18 protein-coding genes and 1 tRNA gene are annotated in these 15,995 nt (G+C 34.9%); all 19 read right to left on the bottom strand.

What is annotated here, in order from left to right:
* Nucleotides 1-44 precede the first annotated feature (44 nt).
* Nucleotides 45-1,220 carry an aspartate aminotransferase family protein gene (locus NQ499_RS11290; RefSeq protein ID WP_006505519.1) on the bottom strand — a complete coding sequence of 392 codons (1,176 nt, stop codon included), beginning with the start codon at nt 1,218-1,220 and terminating at the stop codon, nt 45-47.
* On the bottom strand, nt 1,220-2,335 hold the full coding sequence (locus NQ499_RS11295) for a M20 metallopeptidase family protein (RefSeq protein ID WP_006505520.1): 1,116 nt from the start codon (nt 2,333-2,335) through the stop codon (nt 1,220-1,222). Before NQ499_RS11295 ends, NQ499_RS11290 begins: the two co-directional genes overlap by 1 nt.
* A 2-nt stretch (nt 2,336-2,337) precedes the next feature.
* Nucleotides 2,338-3,042 carry a 2,3,4,5-tetrahydropyridine-2,6-dicarboxylate N-acetyltransferase gene (gene dapD / locus NQ499_RS11300; RefSeq protein ID WP_006505521.1) on the bottom strand — a complete coding sequence of 235 codons (705 nt, stop codon included), beginning with the start codon at nt 3,040-3,042 and terminating at the stop codon, nt 2,338-2,340.
* The gene (gene dapF / locus NQ499_RS11305) at nt 3,035-3,874 is read right to left on the bottom strand and encodes a diaminopimelate epimerase (protein ID WP_006505522.1); all 840 of its coding nucleotides are present in this window, start codon (nt 3,872-3,874) and stop codon (nt 3,035-3,037) included. The genes dapD and dapF overlap by 8 nt, the downstream gene beginning before the upstream one ends.
* Before the next feature lie 244 nt (nt 3,875-4,118).
* Nucleotides 4,119-5,732 carry a hypothetical protein gene (locus NQ499_RS11310; RefSeq protein ID WP_259848516.1) on the bottom strand — a complete coding sequence of 538 codons (1,614 nt, stop codon included), beginning with the start codon at nt 5,730-5,732 and terminating at the stop codon, nt 4,119-4,121.
* Nucleotides 5,725-6,135, bottom strand: coding sequence for an IS200/IS605 family transposase (gene tnpA / locus NQ499_RS11315; protein ID WP_006504533.1), 411 nt, complete (start codon nt 6,133-6,135; stop codon nt 5,725-5,727). Before tnpA ends, NQ499_RS11310 begins: the two co-directional genes overlap by 8 nt.
* Nucleotides 6,128-6,310 (bottom strand): hypothetical protein, encoded by a 183-nt coding sequence (locus NQ499_RS11320; protein WP_006504534.1) that lies wholly within the window; start codon nt 6,308-6,310, stop codon nt 6,128-6,130. The genes tnpA and NQ499_RS11320 overlap by 8 nt, the downstream gene beginning before the upstream one ends.
* A gap of 150 nt (nt 6,311-6,460) precedes the next feature.
* Entirely contained in the window at nt 6,461-7,054 is a 594-nt protein-coding gene (locus NQ499_RS11325; RefSeq protein WP_006504535.1) for a L,D-transpeptidase family protein, read from the bottom strand.
* Between the two features lie 287 nt (nt 7,055-7,341).
* Nucleotides 7,342-8,160 (bottom strand): M15 family metallopeptidase, encoded by an 819-nt coding sequence (locus NQ499_RS11330; RefSeq protein WP_006504536.1) that lies wholly within the window; start codon nt 8,158-8,160, stop codon nt 7,342-7,344.
* Nucleotides 8,161-8,350: 190 nt separating this feature from the next.
* Nucleotides 8,351-8,427: transfer RNA gene (locus NQ499_RS11335), tRNA-His, on the bottom strand.
* A gap of 126 nt (nt 8,428-8,553) precedes the next feature.
* Nucleotides 8,554-10,176, bottom strand: a complete 1,623-nt coding sequence (locus tag NQ499_RS11340; RefSeq protein ID WP_040389575.1) for a peptide ABC transporter substrate-binding protein — start codon at nt 10,174-10,176, stop codon at nt 8,554-8,556.
* A 96-nt stretch (nt 10,177-10,272) separates the two neighbouring features.
* The gene (nrdG, locus tag NQ499_RS11345; RefSeq protein WP_006504538.1) at nt 10,273-10,779 is read right to left on the bottom strand and encodes an anaerobic ribonucleoside-triphosphate reductase activating protein; all 507 of its coding nucleotides are present in this window, start codon (nt 10,777-10,779) and stop codon (nt 10,273-10,275) included.
* Nucleotides 10,780-10,802: 23 nt separating this feature from the next.
* Nucleotides 10,803-11,531, bottom strand: a complete 729-nt coding sequence (locus NQ499_RS11350) for an energy-coupling factor ABC transporter ATP-binding protein (RefSeq protein ID WP_006504539.1) — start codon at nt 11,529-11,531, stop codon at nt 10,803-10,805.
* The gene (locus NQ499_RS11355) at nt 11,528-12,262 is read right to left on the bottom strand and encodes an energy-coupling factor transporter transmembrane component T (RefSeq protein ID WP_006504540.1); all 735 of its coding nucleotides are present in this window, start codon (nt 12,260-12,262) and stop codon (nt 11,528-11,530) included. Before NQ499_RS11355 ends, NQ499_RS11350 begins: the two co-directional genes overlap by 4 nt.
* The gene (locus NQ499_RS11360) at nt 12,237-13,223 is read right to left on the bottom strand and encodes an energy-coupling factor ABC transporter permease (protein ID WP_006504541.1); all 987 of its coding nucleotides are present in this window, start codon (nt 13,221-13,223) and stop codon (nt 12,237-12,239) included. The genes NQ499_RS11355 and NQ499_RS11360 overlap by 26 nt, the downstream gene beginning before the upstream one ends.
* Before the next feature lies 1 nt (nt 13,224).
* On the bottom strand, nt 13,225-14,025 hold the full coding sequence (gene larE, locus NQ499_RS11365) for an ATP-dependent sacrificial sulfur transferase LarE (RefSeq protein WP_006504542.1): 801 nt from the start codon (nt 14,023-14,025) through the stop codon (nt 13,225-13,227).
* Nucleotides 14,003-14,467, bottom strand: coding sequence for a nickel pincer cofactor biosynthesis protein LarC2 (gene larC2 / locus NQ499_RS11370; protein WP_006504543.1), 465 nt, complete (start codon nt 14,465-14,467; stop codon nt 14,003-14,005). Before larC2 ends, larE begins: the two co-directional genes overlap by 23 nt.
* Nucleotides 14,442-15,239 carry a nickel pincer cofactor biosynthesis protein LarC gene (gene larC / locus NQ499_RS11375; protein ID WP_006504544.1) on the bottom strand — a complete coding sequence of 266 codons (798 nt, stop codon included), beginning with the start codon at nt 15,237-15,239 and terminating at the stop codon, nt 14,442-14,444. The genes larC2 and larC overlap by 26 nt, the downstream gene beginning before the upstream one ends.
* Nucleotides 15,236-15,979, bottom strand: coding sequence for a nickel pincer cofactor biosynthesis protein LarB (larB, locus tag NQ499_RS11380; RefSeq protein ID WP_006504545.1), 744 nt, complete (start codon nt 15,977-15,979; stop codon nt 15,236-15,238). The genes larC and larB overlap by 4 nt, the downstream gene beginning before the upstream one ends.
* Nucleotides 15,980-15,995 lie beyond the last annotated feature (16 nt).

The following is a 15,995-nucleotide window of genomic DNA, read 5'->3' on the forward strand; positions in this document are numbered from 1 at the left end:
TCCCACTTACTTATTCCTTTACAAGTGGGAGATTTCTTAATATTTTAAGCTAAAACTTTTCTAAGTTTAGTAATAAATTCATCAACATGTTCTTTTGTGATTACTAGAGGTGGTAATAAACGAATCACCTTTTCACCTGCAGTGACTACAATGACACCTTCATCAAGTAATGCCTGGACATATTTCTTAGCTGGGACATTTAATACAATTCCCTGCATTAATCCTAAACCTCTATGACCTACAACACAGTCATAATCCTCAACAACTTTATCTAACTCTTCTAGAAGATATTCAGATACTTCTCTACAGTTTTCTACAATTGAATCTTTCTTTAAGATATCAAATACAGTAGAAACAGCAGCAGTCACAAATGGATTACCTCCATAAGTACTTCCATGGTCGCCTGGTTCCATTGCCTCTGCAAACTTTTCATTAGCCACAAAAGCACCTACGGGCACACCACAGCCAATACCTTTCGCAAGACAGACAATATCAGGTAAGATATCATACTGGAAATAAGTCATGATAGTTCCTGTTCTTCCCATACCGCACTGTACTTCATCAAGAATAAGACAAATATCTTTTTCATCACAGATTTGTCTTAATCCCTGTAAGAATTCTTTTGTGCAAGGATTGACACCACCTTCACCTTGTACTGGTTCTACAATAATAGCTCCTGTACGATCAGTAAGTAAGGCTTTAACGCTTTCTAAGTCATTTAAAGTGGCATATTTTACACCTTCCATTAATGGACCAAATGCCTGCTGATAATGGGCATTACCAGTCAACTTAACAGAACCTGTTGTACGTCCATGGAATGACTGATGGAATGCGATGACTTCACTATCAGCCTTATGATGTTTTAAGAAGTAGTATTTACGTGCAAGCTTTAATGCCCCTTCAGTTGCTTCTGCACCTGAGTTACAGAAGAATACCTTTGAAAGACGAGTTGCCTCCACTACTTTCTTAGCTGCTTCAATGGCAGGGACAGTATAGAAATAGTTAGAAACATGAGTTAATGTCTTTAACTGCTTCTCTACTGCTTCTACATAAGCAGGATAACCATAGCCAAGTGAATTGACACCAATACCACTATAGAAATCTAAGTATTTATTACCTTCTGTATCATAGAGATATACTCCCTCTCCATGATCTAAAACAGTATCATATCTGCCATACGCATGAAGAAAATACTGTTCTCCTTCTTCATAATACCCCATTAGTTCTCCTCCTGATAATTCAAAACGATTTTCATATACATATCCACAACAGACTGTAATACAGATTCATTAAAATTGAATGTACCTGTATGAAGTCCGCTTTGGAATTCCTTTGTTTTAGTACCGACAAAGATAAATAGACCTTTTACCTCTTTCTGATAGAAAGAGAAATCCTCAGCAAGCATGAGTGGTTCATCAAGTTCTTTTAATGAAGTGATTGATGAGACATAGTTAAATAGCTTTTTATCATTGATGACAGCTGGATAAAATGGTGGACAGCTCCACTCAATTTGACATCCATAGGCTTCTTCAAAGCCTTTATTAATACGTCCTATAGAATCTGTGAGATGGGCAAACATTTCATCACTATAACAACGTACTGTGCCATGGAATTCTGTTTCCTTGGCCACACTATTACGTGCTGTACCACCATGAATTTCTCCAATATTCATAATAGCTGGATGGAATGGCGTCTTCATTCTTGTCAAAATATGCTGGTATTCATTTATTAAAGAACAAGCAATAAGTAAAGAGTCTACACCTTCATGAGGTAGTCCTGCATGAGCTCCTCTTCCTATTACTTTTACATCTAATTCACCACATTCAGCCATTAAACCACCTGGTTTAGAAGCAATCACACCTTCATCTAACAAAGGCATGAGGTGAATACCAAAAATAGATTCTACGTTAAACTGTTTTAATAAACCTTTTTCACAGACAATACGTGCCCCTCCAGGAGATTCTTCAGCTGGCTGGAAGATTAAAAGAATATCATAAAGAATAGGTTCTTTATTCTCTTTTAAAGCCTTCGCAAAGCCTAGAAGTGCAGTCATATGGCCATCATGTCCACAGGCATGCATGATTCCTTTATGGGTAGAAGCAAAGTCTACACCTGTTTCTTCATTGACAGGTAAGCCATCAATATCTGTTCTAAAAGCCACTGATTTACCATAGCCATGATCAATAAAGACATAGAGTCCTGTTTCTAATAATGGCTGTGGCTGATACCCCATCTTTTCCAGTTCGGCTTTTAGATAAGCTGTTGTTTGTGTCTCTTTTAATCCTAGCTCAGGAATCTGATGTAGATCCCTGCGCCATCTCTTTAAATCATCCATGATTAGATCTTTCTTAAATCATCCATTAACTGAGTCTTATCTTTTGTCTGGTCGTCTTTTTCTTCTTTCACAATACGAGCTGGGTTACCCACAACAACGGCACCTGCTGGTACATCCTTAGTAACGATAGAACCTGCACCTACGACAGCACCCTTACCAATTCTTACACCTTCAATAACAACCGCATTGGCACCAATCAATACATCATCTTCTAAGACAACTGGGTTTGCTGAAGGGGGTTCAATAACACCTGCGAGCACTGCACCTGCACCAACGTGACAATGTTTACCAACTTCAGCACGTCCTCCAAGTACTGCACCCATATCAATCATAGAACCTTCACCAATCTTAGCACCAATGTTGATGACTGCACCCATCATGATAACTGCATTATCTCCGATAGTGACATGTTCACGGATAAAGCAGCCTGGTTCAATACGCGCATTGATATTTGTCATATCAATCATAGGAATCGCACTATTACGACGATCCTGTTCCATATAAGTTTCTGTAATCTTATCTTTGTTTTCTTCTAAATAAGCACGGATTGCATCTAAATCTCCAATACAGATTTTTGAATCTTCTGTACCAAACATCTTGAATCCTTCAGCCTTAGGTAAATCATGACCATTGATATATACCTTGACTGGTGTTTGTTTTTTCGCATTTCCAATATACTGGATAATTTCTTCTGCAGTTTTAAGCATAGTCTTCCTCCTTTAATGTACCTTCAAAAGTAGTCCTTGCAGGACCTGTCATAAATATCTTCTTATCACGGAGTTCAATCTGTAAATGACCCCCTAATAATTCTACATCCACTTTCTCATCACACTTGTTGTTGAGATAACTTGCATACATCACAGCACATGCACCTGTACCACAAGCCATTGTTTCACCACTGCCTCTTTCCCATACACGCATCTTTAGATGTTCTCTATCAACAACCTTTACAAATTCTGTATTCACTGATTCAGGGAATAAAGAAGCATGCTCAAACTTAGGACCAATTGCTTCGATATCAAAATCAAGTGTATCTACATACTGGATGACATGCGGATTACCCATAGAAACAGCTGTACAATAATATGTATTACCATCTATTTCAATAGGTGCATTCACCATCTCTACTTTAGAATAATTCACCGGAATATCAGAACATAGAGTAATTGGTTCACCCATATCTACACAGACACTTGTTACCTTTCCATCTTCTACATTCAATTCACAGGTTCTTATTCCTGCAAGTGTTTCAATCTTCAATGTTGTCTTATCAGTTAAGCCTTGATCATACACAAATTTAGAAAAGCAGCGGATTCCATTTCCACACATCTTTCCTTCACTTCCATCAAGGTTGAACATACGCATTCTGAAATCACATGTTTCACTTGGTAAGATGATAATGACACCATCACTGCCAATACCTATATGACGATTAGATACCTTCTTGATAAATGTTTCATCTGTTGGAACATCCTGATTGATTCCATCAAAGTAAACATAGTCATTCCCGATACCTTCCATTTTCAAGAATTTCAACATTTTCTTTTACACCTTTCTTGTTCATACTCTGAACTTATTGACAGTCTGACTACTCCCACGGGCAAGCCCGTAGGGTTCTTACTGTCAAGTTTAGCTTGTAATCGTACATCATTTTCAGGCTTTGGAATACAAGTGTAAATCTATTTAAGTAAGAACTTTTATTACCAAGCAGTCCAACGACCACATTAGCGGTAAATTTCTATCTTGCGATACGGAAGTGTAATCAATCTCCCTGTTGCTTATTTTATGCTATTTTGATTCCACTATTCAATACTTTGATTCTATTAATTTTAATTCTTTTAATTAAAGCTTCTTCTTTGCTGTAACACTCTTCAAATTCTGAAATACATCTGTCTCTATCTATATTCTTAGTCCTGTAATCATAGCAGTACAACAGAAATGATGAATACCAGTCTCTTTGTACTAGAGTTCCATCTGATAGATGATACATCCTGTCAGATAATTTTTTCTTTATGTATTCATCTGCTGTATGGTCATATTGTGATGCTCTATAATCATTAGGCACTTCTATATATGTACCACCTGTGATCTTGAATTTTTCTTCTACAGCAGTCTGAAAACCAGAAGGACATCTATTCTTAATAGACTTGCCAAAACGTTTTTTCTTATTAAACCTGTCCTTGCTATTGACAGTAGTTTCCTTGGCTCTTTTCATAAGCTTACCTGCATTTTTAGCTTCTGTTATAAATACATCACCAAGACTCCTTAAATAATTAGCGTCTTCGTTTATAGCAAGCTGTCTATTTATCGCATTAATACGGCATAATTCAGAATGTTTTTCTTTTAACTTCTTATAATGATTAGAATATTTCCAAGTCTTGCGACCTTTTTTAATTGTACCATCTTCATTATAATTCTGCGGATTAGTTGCTCGTCTTGACCTGTCCATAGCACGATAAAGCAGACGTTCTTTTCTCTCAGAAGTCTGAATACTGTTGCCTCGCTCCGAAAGATTTTTAAGTACTACTTCCGTATTGGAAGTATAGGCAACTGTCTGTATTCCTATATCAGCACCGATCATTCCTCTGCCATATTTATGTCTTGGATTGCCGAATCTGTCATATTTAGGTTTTGCCTTACCTTCGATGGTTATATGTAAATATACTCTGTATTTACCACGAATTATTTTTGGTACAAGAGTAGCATAGCAGGGTCTGTATGTATCAATACAGTACGCTTCATCCATGAGTGTCTGCACAGCCTTATTATTCATGATTTCAGGTTCAGCAAGATAATCCAATACTGCATTCACTTCATCTGTCTGAAATCTATCATTAATCTTAATTCCAAATACAGTTCTGCCAAGCTTGAACTGTAACTTATTATCCTTAACGAAGATAGGGATATCACGATTCATCTGTTTTGCCCTTATGCAAGGCAGGTCTCCATATTTAGAGAAATGTAAGATATTACCATTACCATATAAACATTTTTCCATGCCATGCCAAACATCTTCAGCTTTAGTAAGGGCAAAGACCGCATCTACATTATACTTCTTGCCAATAAATATCATTGATTTTCTGCAAAAATCCCAGGTAACATCATACTGCTTTTGCATTTCATTAAGCTGTCCAGCAAGATACTTACGTTTTTTCTTGTCTTCTGTAGAACCATATAATTTTAGTAGTTTACGATATCTCTTGGTACGCATAAGCTGATCAAAATTCTTTCTCATAAGACCTACAAGTTCGTTAGCTGCTTTTCTGATCTTATCCGAAAGCTTTACAACTTTTTGTATATCAGAAAAAGACATATCAGTTTCAGCAGCTAGAATATGCCTATCAGAAAGCTTATGAAATTGTTTTAGAGTCTTTTTGTATTCTTCGTCACTAATCATCTTTTAGTTCCTCTATATACTTAACTACTGTAGCTTCGCTTATGCGTTCTACAGTTGAGACAAAATACCCTCCTGACCATAAAGCTCCATATCTTGCATAGAACTTTTTTAGCTGCGGGTACGCTTTAAATAATTCGATAGCACTGATACTTTTAAGAGTTCTAGCCACATCGCAAGGAGCAACAGTCTGTGGCACATCTATGAAAATATGTATATGATCTGGCATCACTTCGAGTGCTTTTATATGATAATTATAATCATTACAAATTTTCTGTAATGTCTGTTTTAAAGTATTTTCAACATTACCTTTTAAAACCGAAAATCTGAATTTAGGACACCATATGATATGATATTGTATTAGATATTTACAATGTGAAGCACTATGATATTTTTTTTCACTCATCACCCTGCTCTCCAAGCTGATATTTTTCCTGAATGCCTCTACGCATAAGATCAAGAAATGTAATAGTCTTGCCTTCCTTAACAGAATAGATACGCGCAAGGTTTTCAAGTTCTATTTTCCACTCCATAGGAATAGATATGTTTATTTGAACATTATTTGATTTTGGTCTTCCCATTGATTAAAAAGTTCTTTCTGTTTTTATACATACATTATATATCGACTCTATACAAAACTTAAGTAAAAATTATGTGGCTTTCAACCCATAGGCAAGCCTATGGTTTTTTCGCCACTAATCTATAACATAAAATTATCACTGTGACACTAACTAATATTTATACAAATTATCGTAAGAATCGATGATCATAATCGTCTTCTCATCAATCATAGTAAAGAGATATTTCACAATATCATGATGTAAGGCAACGCATCCCATTGTATAGTCATGAGTACCAAAACAGTGAAAGAAATAAGCACTCCCCTTTCCTTTAATACACTCCTTATTATAGTTAAAGAAGGCTGTGTATTCATAAGGCTTTGCATAATCGATGAGATGTTCATCATTCTCTTTTGTACAATGAGAATGGTTCCTAGTCTTTTCATCCACAAACTCATTATAATATTGTTCACCACACCAATAATCATCTTCAGTAATCTGATGATAAAGCATTATTGTACCAGGATCTGGCGCAATACCCATGAGTTTACCAAAAGTATATTCACCTATAGGTGTTTGTCTTGCTCCTTCTTTTCCTTCACCCATGCCTCTTTGTCCAATAAGTGCTGGTGTTTGTAAGACAAGCTCCCATTTTTCTTCTTTCTTATAATAATAGAATGTCGCATGACTTGTATTATAATGATCGACACAAACCAAAAAGAGCTGATCTGTTTTCTTTGATGCTTTTAAAGAATCTATATCCATATAAATCCCTCCCTCATCATTATATGAAAAAACAATCCGAAAATACAATTTCTTTCAGATTATTGACAAATTCAGATATTTAAAACCATCTATAAGTCCTGTTGTTCTTTTCACAGGTCTTTCTCATCAAATTGATGAGTCATTTCTATTATTACATCCCATTTATAAGAAACAAAAAAGTCGCAAGACCACAAATTTTCTTAATTGAAGTGTGGACACTTACGACATTAACTATACATTCAATTTTGTTTACTTACAGTCTAGAAAAGATAGTTTTTATCTTCTTTCTAGTAATGTCTAGCATAATATTCATCAAATGTTAATTGACTCTCTTCTACCTTTTTAGCTAAATCTTTACCCACATAACGAATATGCCATGATTCATAATGATACCCTGTCAAATCGTCTTTATCCTTTGGGTAACGTAGAATAAAACCATATTGACTTAATTGACTTAAAAACCATTTATAGCAAGGATGATTAACAACATCTTCATATTTGTATTGATCTAAAGCAACATCAAGTCCTAGACCTGTTGTATGCTCACTATGACCGGGACGTGAACATGTTTCATCGGCCTTTGCAACATCATAGGTTTCTACCATATGATTATAGATTTCTTTTTGCCAAAGTGTAGAACGATAGCCAGAAGTTACGTATAACTCAAAGCCCTTTTGATAACAAGCCTCTTGTAAAGCAATAAAATCATCATATAAAACTTTTCGAGCAGTATGTTTACCATAAAGAAAACCATACTTTTTAGCTTTATTATTGATTTCTACAAGATCATCGGGCGCATAGTTTTCATCTAACTGATAATATTTATTCACAATTGTATTTAAATCATTAGGATGTTCTTGTTTTATAATATGATCATAGAAATCATAATCACGATTCATATTTACAAGTGTAACAATCTCTTCTTTCGTTAGATGAGGATGCTTACTTTTATATAAATTATAACGTTCTTTATATTCTGGATGTTCATAACTTATAGATTTTATTTTTTTCTTTACTGGCTGTTTAACTTCTTTAGGCAAGAAAAAGAAAAAACAGATCAATAATGCAAAAATAAGTGTTATTAATAGAATTCTCTTCTTTTTCATAGACCAACCTTGATTTCTTCTTGTTAATCATTTGTTCAAAACAATATACCATTACAACATTATCACTAAAATCAAAAGATAAGACTGCTCACACATTTAGTTTATCAACAATATGAAAGGAACTATATGAAAATACAGTTCCTTTATTTATATAAAATAAAAACTCTGGTAAACCAGAGTTATTTTTTAATGGGGCGGCTGATGGGGATCGAACCCACGAAATGCCGGAGCCACAATCCGGTGTGTTAACCGCTTCACCACAACCGCCATATCTCTCGTAAGAGACAAGTAAGATTATATACAAGTGTGAGTGGTTTGTAAAGAGAAAATTTAACTTTTTTTAAAGAATTCGTGAGAAATTTAAAATCCCGAGATTGACCCGGGATTTGTATCTTATTTAGTCTTATGAATAAACTTGAATGTGAATGCTGAACCTAATGCAGCTTCATATACAATACCTGTATATTTCTTATTCTGTAATGATGCAGCGCCCTTCTGGAATACTGGTAATACAGCATATTCACTCATACAGATATCTTCTGCCTGATAAAGCATCTGCCATCTCTTCTTAGCATCTCTTTCAGTTGCAGAAGCCTTAATAAGCTGATCATACTTCGCATTGTTATATTTACCATAGTTATTTGAGTTACCTGTAGAAACAAGGTTCAAATAAGTGATTGGATCTGGGAAGTCTGGTCCCCATCTTGCACATGAGATATCAAAGTCGCCTGATTTCTGACGTTCTACACGGTCTTTCTTAACAGTTGCAACCATTTCGATATCTAAACCTTTAAGTTTTTTGAAACATGCCTGTAAATATTCTGCTTCAGTATCTGCAGGTGTTTCATCTGTACCATAAAGCAATCTTAATTTTAATGAAGAAACACCAAGTTCTTTTAAGCCTTGATCAAAAGCAGCCTGTGCTTCTTTTAGATTATATTCAGTATAATCTTTACCTTCTGAACGATATTCTTTACCATCTGGTCCATAAGTGAAATCAGCACTTACAAAACCATCTGCTTCTCTAGAACCATCCTTTAAGACTTTATTACATAAGTCTTTACGATCAATAGCGAGAGATAATGCTTTACGAATATTTGTATTCGCAAGAGCCTTGTTATTGAAGTTCAAATATAAATAATACATATAACCCTGTTTGAACTTTACAAGACTATCTTTACCTTCATACTTATCAACTAAAGCTGAGTTAATAGTCGCAAAATCAACTTTACCATTATCAAATGCTGCAGCTGCAGTCTTAGGATCTTGAACAAGATACATATTTAAACCATCTAGTTCAATCTTATCTGCATCATAGTATTTATTATTCTTTTCAAAAGTAATCTTATTAGACTTAGTCCACTTAGTCACCTTGAATGGACCATTTGCAAGTAAATACTTCGCATCAGTAGCATATTTAGAACCACACTTTTCAACAAATTTCTGATTCTGTGGATAGAAGCATGGGAATGTCATAATTTCTAGGAAATAAGGACATGGCTGAGATAAAGTAACCTGTAATGTTTTCTTATCCTTTGCTTCAACACCTAGTTCCTTGATCTTATCACCAGCAGTAGTACCAAGTTCAGCCAATTCATCTGCATTCTTAATACATGCCCCTTCTTTACCAAAGATATAGGCATAGCTACCTGCATTCGCAATTAGTTTTCTCCATGAATAAACAAAATCATCAGCTGTTAAATCATCACCATTAGACCATTTCGCATTCTTTCTAATAGTAAATGTATAAGTTAATCCATCATCTGATACCTTATAAGATGATGCAGCAGCTGGTACAAGCTTTGTACCACCCTTTGCAGTAATATCCATGAGTCCTTCACTAAATGCATGAATCGCATTAAATGAAACACCATCATCAGATACACTTGAATCTAGAGATGTTACATCTGCTTCACTTGAAAAGTTATAAATTGCTTTATCATCGGAAGTAGAACCACATCCCACTAACATAGAAGCAACCAAAGCTGCTGCCACTATAATCTTGAGACTTTTCATAAAAATCCCCTCCATTTATAATCTTTATAAATACTATTATACGCTAAAACGTTTTCTTTTGTACAGAAAAATATTTATCAAACTAATAAGCATTTATTATATCTCTTTGAACTCAACTAAAGTGATATCTTTATTTTCTTTTGTTTTCTTAATATCAATAATTCTTTGATTAGAAGAACCTCTGAATTTGAGATTTGCATCTTTTAATTCATTTACAAATGGTCCATCTACTAATACATCAACATAATCAAGTAATGGCTGTTTCCATTCCATAATTTCTTCATAAAGGAATGAAGAATAGACCCAAATAGATTTAGTAGGACATTCTTTTTTGATATGTTTGAGTAATTCTAAAATATCGTCTCTGTTTTCTTCTTCAAAAGGTTCTCCACCTAAAAGTGTGAATCCTGCAATATGGGGTTTATTAATTAGTTTAATTAATACATCTTCTAATTCAGATGTAAAAGCCTTTCCTCCATTAAAATCCCATGTTTCCTGATTAAAACAGAATGGACAATGACGATGACATCCTTGAGTATAAAGAGATACTCTAATACCTGGTCCATTCGCAATATCTACTTCTCTTATTTGTGCATAACGCATCTTTTTCACCTCACAAAGTTTTATTATATACTCTTTTGTCTACTAAATGAAAGAGGAAGCTCTAAACCATTTTCTTCAAGAAGCTTTTTATTTGTTAAGATGTCTTGAGTTGGTCCATCTGCAACAAGTTTTCCATTAGATAGTAATAAAACACGATCACATGTATCATAAATAAAATCTAAATCATGGGACGCTATCAACATTGTATAAGGGAGTTCGTTTAATACGTTAATTAGTCCACGACGATGTTTAGGATCTAATGAAACAGAAGGTTCATCAAATAATAGAATATCTGGACGCATAGAAAGGACTGTCGCAATGGCAGCTCTTTTTTTCTCCCCACCAGATAAGCGATAAATCTTCTCATGCTTCTTTTCCTGCATATGTACAAGATCTAATGCTTTGTTGATACGTTCTTCTAATTCATCTCCCTGTAATCCTTCATTCATTGGGCCAAAGGCTACATCCTCATATACAGAAGACATAAAGAGCTGATTATCTGAATCCTGGAAGACATAACCTATATGGGAACGAATGGATGCAAGGTTTTGATTGTTCATAGTTAAATCTGTAACTTTCAGTTCTCCCTGACCATTTTCTATTCCAATAATAGTTTTAAGAAGTGTAGATTTCCCTGCTCCATTACAGCCAATGAGCCCTACTTTTTCACCTTTTTGGATATGAAAATTCAAATCATCTAATATAATACGATTCTCTATATAAGAGAAAGAGAAATGATTCAGTTTAATCATAAAGTCACTCCTTTCAAGAATAGTAATAGTACACACATAATACCAAATGTAAGTTTAGATAACTTATAATCATATTTTTGTGATTGTAATGGCATTACACCTTTAAAACCTCTTAACATCATAGATTGATAGACATTCATAGCACGATCAATGGAACGAAGCATCATTGAACCAACTAATGTACCCCATGTCTTTATAGAAATACCTTTCTGTCCTGGTGCACGCAAGCTATAGGCAAGCAAAGTTTTATCTGTTTCTTTAAAGAAAAGAATGAGATATCTCTGGATTAACATGATGACGACAATAAGAGGTTGAGGCACTTTTAGTTTAGATAATCCCATACAGAGTTCCTCCATAGATGTTGTGGTCATCAATATGTAAGAGAATAGTAAAGCAAATATTCCTTTTAATGCAAGCACAATAAAACAAGTGGTTCCATATCCCTTAAAGAATAAGAAAGGTGTTCCCATAAAGAGTAGTAAAGCCACTAATGGTTTGAGTTCTCCTAGGCATTTGAATAAATTGATTTCTCCCAATAACGAAAATAAGAGTAATGGTAAAAACATCACCAAAATATATAAATCATGAATAGAATAAGAAGCAGTGATTATCAAATAAAGTAATACAATCAAAATCTTATAAGTGGGATGAATGGCAGAAAGAATGGTTGTACGCTTAGAAAGTGCATCAATTTGATGCACTCTCTTAATTGCTTTCTGTATGTTTTTCATGATAACAATGAATGAGCATATAGAGTCCTATAACAACTAAGACTCCAACGATTCCTGCAAACATCCCACCTAAGATTGATTCATGTCCTGCAATATTATAGTCAGGTAATAATGCAGTGAGTTCCTGAACACGAGAAGACATAGAATAAATAGCCCCTTTGTGTTGTAGTTCTGTAGAACCAGTTAACTGTAAAATAGACCATTCTAATCCATCAGGAAAGGCACTTGCGAATATGGATAAGATACCAGCCACTGCAACTGATAGACCACCAAATAATGCAAGAAGCTTCTTTTTAGATGTTTTTGCTAGTTTAGTTGTATGCCCCTGCCAGATGAGTTCTGGACGTGCTTCATAAATAAACGATAGAACTAAGCCTGTAATAATACCTTCTACCGCACCTATCGCAAGATGAATAGGCTGCATCACACCAATGAATAAGTTCCATGGGAGTGCTGTAATACCTGATAATTCTGTTTCTACAACTACTGAGAAAGCACCTAATTGTAAAGAAATGATAGAACCTAAGATAGAGGCAATCATCAAATTCTTCTTAGATAATTTTTTACTGATTATTGGCTTAAATATCAATATCGAAGAGATAAAACAGCCATAAAATGCCATATTCCATATATTACATCCTAGGGCAAGTAACCCACCATCCGCAAAAAGCAGGCATTGTATTGCCAGTATACCTACCATCGTTAAAAAGCCTGCATAAGGACCAAGTAGTGCTGTTAACATGAGTCCTCCTGTTAAGTGTCCTGAAGAACCTGTTCCAGGGATAGTGAAATTGATCATCTGGGCTGCAAAGACAAAGGCACCCATAACACCCATCATCGGGAGTTTCTGTGGATCATTTTCTTCTTCTAGTTTTTTAATTGAATAAATAGTCATTGCACCTGATGCCAGATACATCGTTGTCGCAACAGCAGGTGAGACCAAGGCGTCAGCCATATGCATATTATTTTTCCTCCAGTTTAATATCTTGACTACCGCTTCTAAATCCTTCTAGATCAAGTGTTACATAGTCATATCCTAATTCCTTAATAAATAAGACAATCTCTTGACGGTAGTCCATACATTTCATAAAAGCATCCTGATCAATTTCTAAACGTACTAAGTCATTATGTATTCTTGCACGTACATTGTAGAAACCATATATATGAAGATAATCTTCAATCTTTTCTACTTTACGCATTTCCTCATAATTAAGTAATGTATGATAAGGAAATCTTGTCGCAAGACATGGTGAAGAAGGCTTATTAGCCGCTTTTAAACCATAAGTAGCAGCCAATTCTCTAATTTCTTTTTTAGTCATATTAGCCTCTAAGAGTGGACTATGTAATCCTAATTCCTTGATTGCTTTGATACCAGGACGATATTGTTTTAAATCATCGGCATTTGTACCTTCAAGAATAGTAGAAATACCTAAACTATGTGCAAGTTCCTTCACTTTAGTAAACATATACTTCTTACATAAATAACAACGATCTACAGGATTATTCTCTATTCCTGCACCTTCTAATTCATCTACATGAATCACTTTGTGAATAGCCCCTAATTCTTCAGCTATTCGCTTGGCTTCATCTGCCTCCATCACAGGATGAAGCGCTGTTTGAATAGTAACAGCATAGACATGCGTATGATATTTCTTTGATGCTTCAACTGCCATTTTTAATAAGAGTGTACTGTCTACGCCACCAGAAAAAGCAATCATAACATCTTCATGTAGATACTGATCAATGATGGCGACTAAATTCATAATAACTCCTTTCCAGCAACTGATAAACATCAATAATAGATAAATTATGTTTTTCACTTAATAACTTCGCACTTTCATATTCAGGATACGCTCTTATATTTCCTTCTATATTGACTACCTTAAATATAGCATCACCAAGAGGAGTAGAAATTGTTTCAAAAGTTCTTTGAAGAACTGTACGTTCCATGTAAGTACGTCTAATACCGATAGTGCTTGTTTCTTTAAAGATGATTGTTTCTAATTTTTTTCTTTTTTCTTCATCACATAATACGTTGAGTAAGTAAGCAGGTCTGTTCTTTTTCATCATTACAGGAATATAATGGACGTCTTTTGCACCGTGAGACATTAATAACTCCATCACATGACCTAATACTTCTCCTGTACTATCATCAATATTTGTTTCTAGCTTACATACCTTATTGGTGCCTGGGTGTTGTTTCAATCAACATTGAACGAAGTAAGCTTGGTCTTTCATAAGCACGCTTACCTGCCCCTATACCTGTCTTTTTAATTGTGAAGGTAGAAGGAAGTGTACGGGATGTCACAATAGACGCAGCAATGGCAGCGCCTGTAGGAGTCACTAATTCACCTTTAATAGTATCAATATGAATAGGTAAATGATGACTCGATACAATATTATTCACTGCAGGAACTGGGATAGGAAGTGTTCCATGAGCACAATGCACAGTACCTGTTCCTTCATAAATAACCGGGATATAGACTTCATCAATCCCTAAATCATCAAAACATACCGCTGCAGAAATAATATCCACAATAGAATCCACAGCACCCACTTCATGAAAATAGACTTCTTCAATAGAAGTGCCATGGGCTTTTGCCTCTGCTTCACCTAAAATAGTGAAGATCTTTTTAGCCAATTCTTTAGCATGATCTGTCATTTGTGCATGATCAATGATATGTAAAATATCATGCAAGTGACGATGTTCATGATGATGGTGATGTTCATGATGTGTATGTTCACCATATAAGTAGTTCATATCGTGATCATGATTATCATGATCCAAAATAACATTAAAATCACAGACATCAAGTCCTGATTTATTGACTCTTGTGATTTCAGTTTTAAAACCAGTAAGAGGTAATGATGAAAGAACTTCTTCTAATACTTCTTTTGAAGCCCCTAGATCAAGTAAGCTTGCGACAAACATATCTCCACTTATTCCAGAATAACATTCTAAATATAATTGATTCATTTTGATTCTCCTGTTCTATTAATCTGTGTTGCGATATAACCTGCACCATAGCCATTATCAATATTCACTACCGCAATACCATTGGCACAAGAATTAATCATTGTAAGTAAAGCACTAACACCATGAAAGCTGGCTCCATAACCCACTGATGTAGGTACTGCAATAACAGGACAGTCTACTAAACCACCTATCACACTTGCAAGAGCTCCTTCCATTCCTGCCACCGCAATAATACATCGTGCTGATTGCAAGATATCTAATTTAGATAATAAGCGATGAATACCACTCACACCTACATCATACAAACGTTCTACATGACTCCCAAAAAATTCAGCTGTCTGTGCTGCTTCTTCAGCCACATTAAGATCTGCTGTACCAGCACTACATACAACAATCTTTCCTTTATGTTCCTTTTCTTTTTCTATCTTAATAATATGTGATAATGGATCATATTCTAGTTCAGGAAATTCATCCCTTAAAAGTTCATATTGATGTATTGAGGCTCTAGTCCCAAAAACTTCTCCCTGCACCTCATAAAGTCTTCTCACAATACCAACTAAGTGATCATCTGCTTTTCCCTGGCAATAAATCACTTCCTGGAAACCTGAACGTATTTCTCTATTTGTATCTAATTTCGCATAGCCTAATTCTTCAAAAGCGGATTTCTTAAAGAATTGTTCGGCTTCTTCTACAGATAGTTCTCCTGTTTTTACTTTTTCTAGTATTTCCTTTGTTTCCATACAATCACCACCTTTA

Source organism: Catenibacterium mitsuokai (assembly GCF_025148785.1).
In the GTDB taxonomy this organism is placed as follows: domain Bacteria; phylum Bacillota_I; class Bacilli_A; order Erysipelotrichales; family Coprobacillaceae; genus Catenibacterium; species Catenibacterium mitsuoka.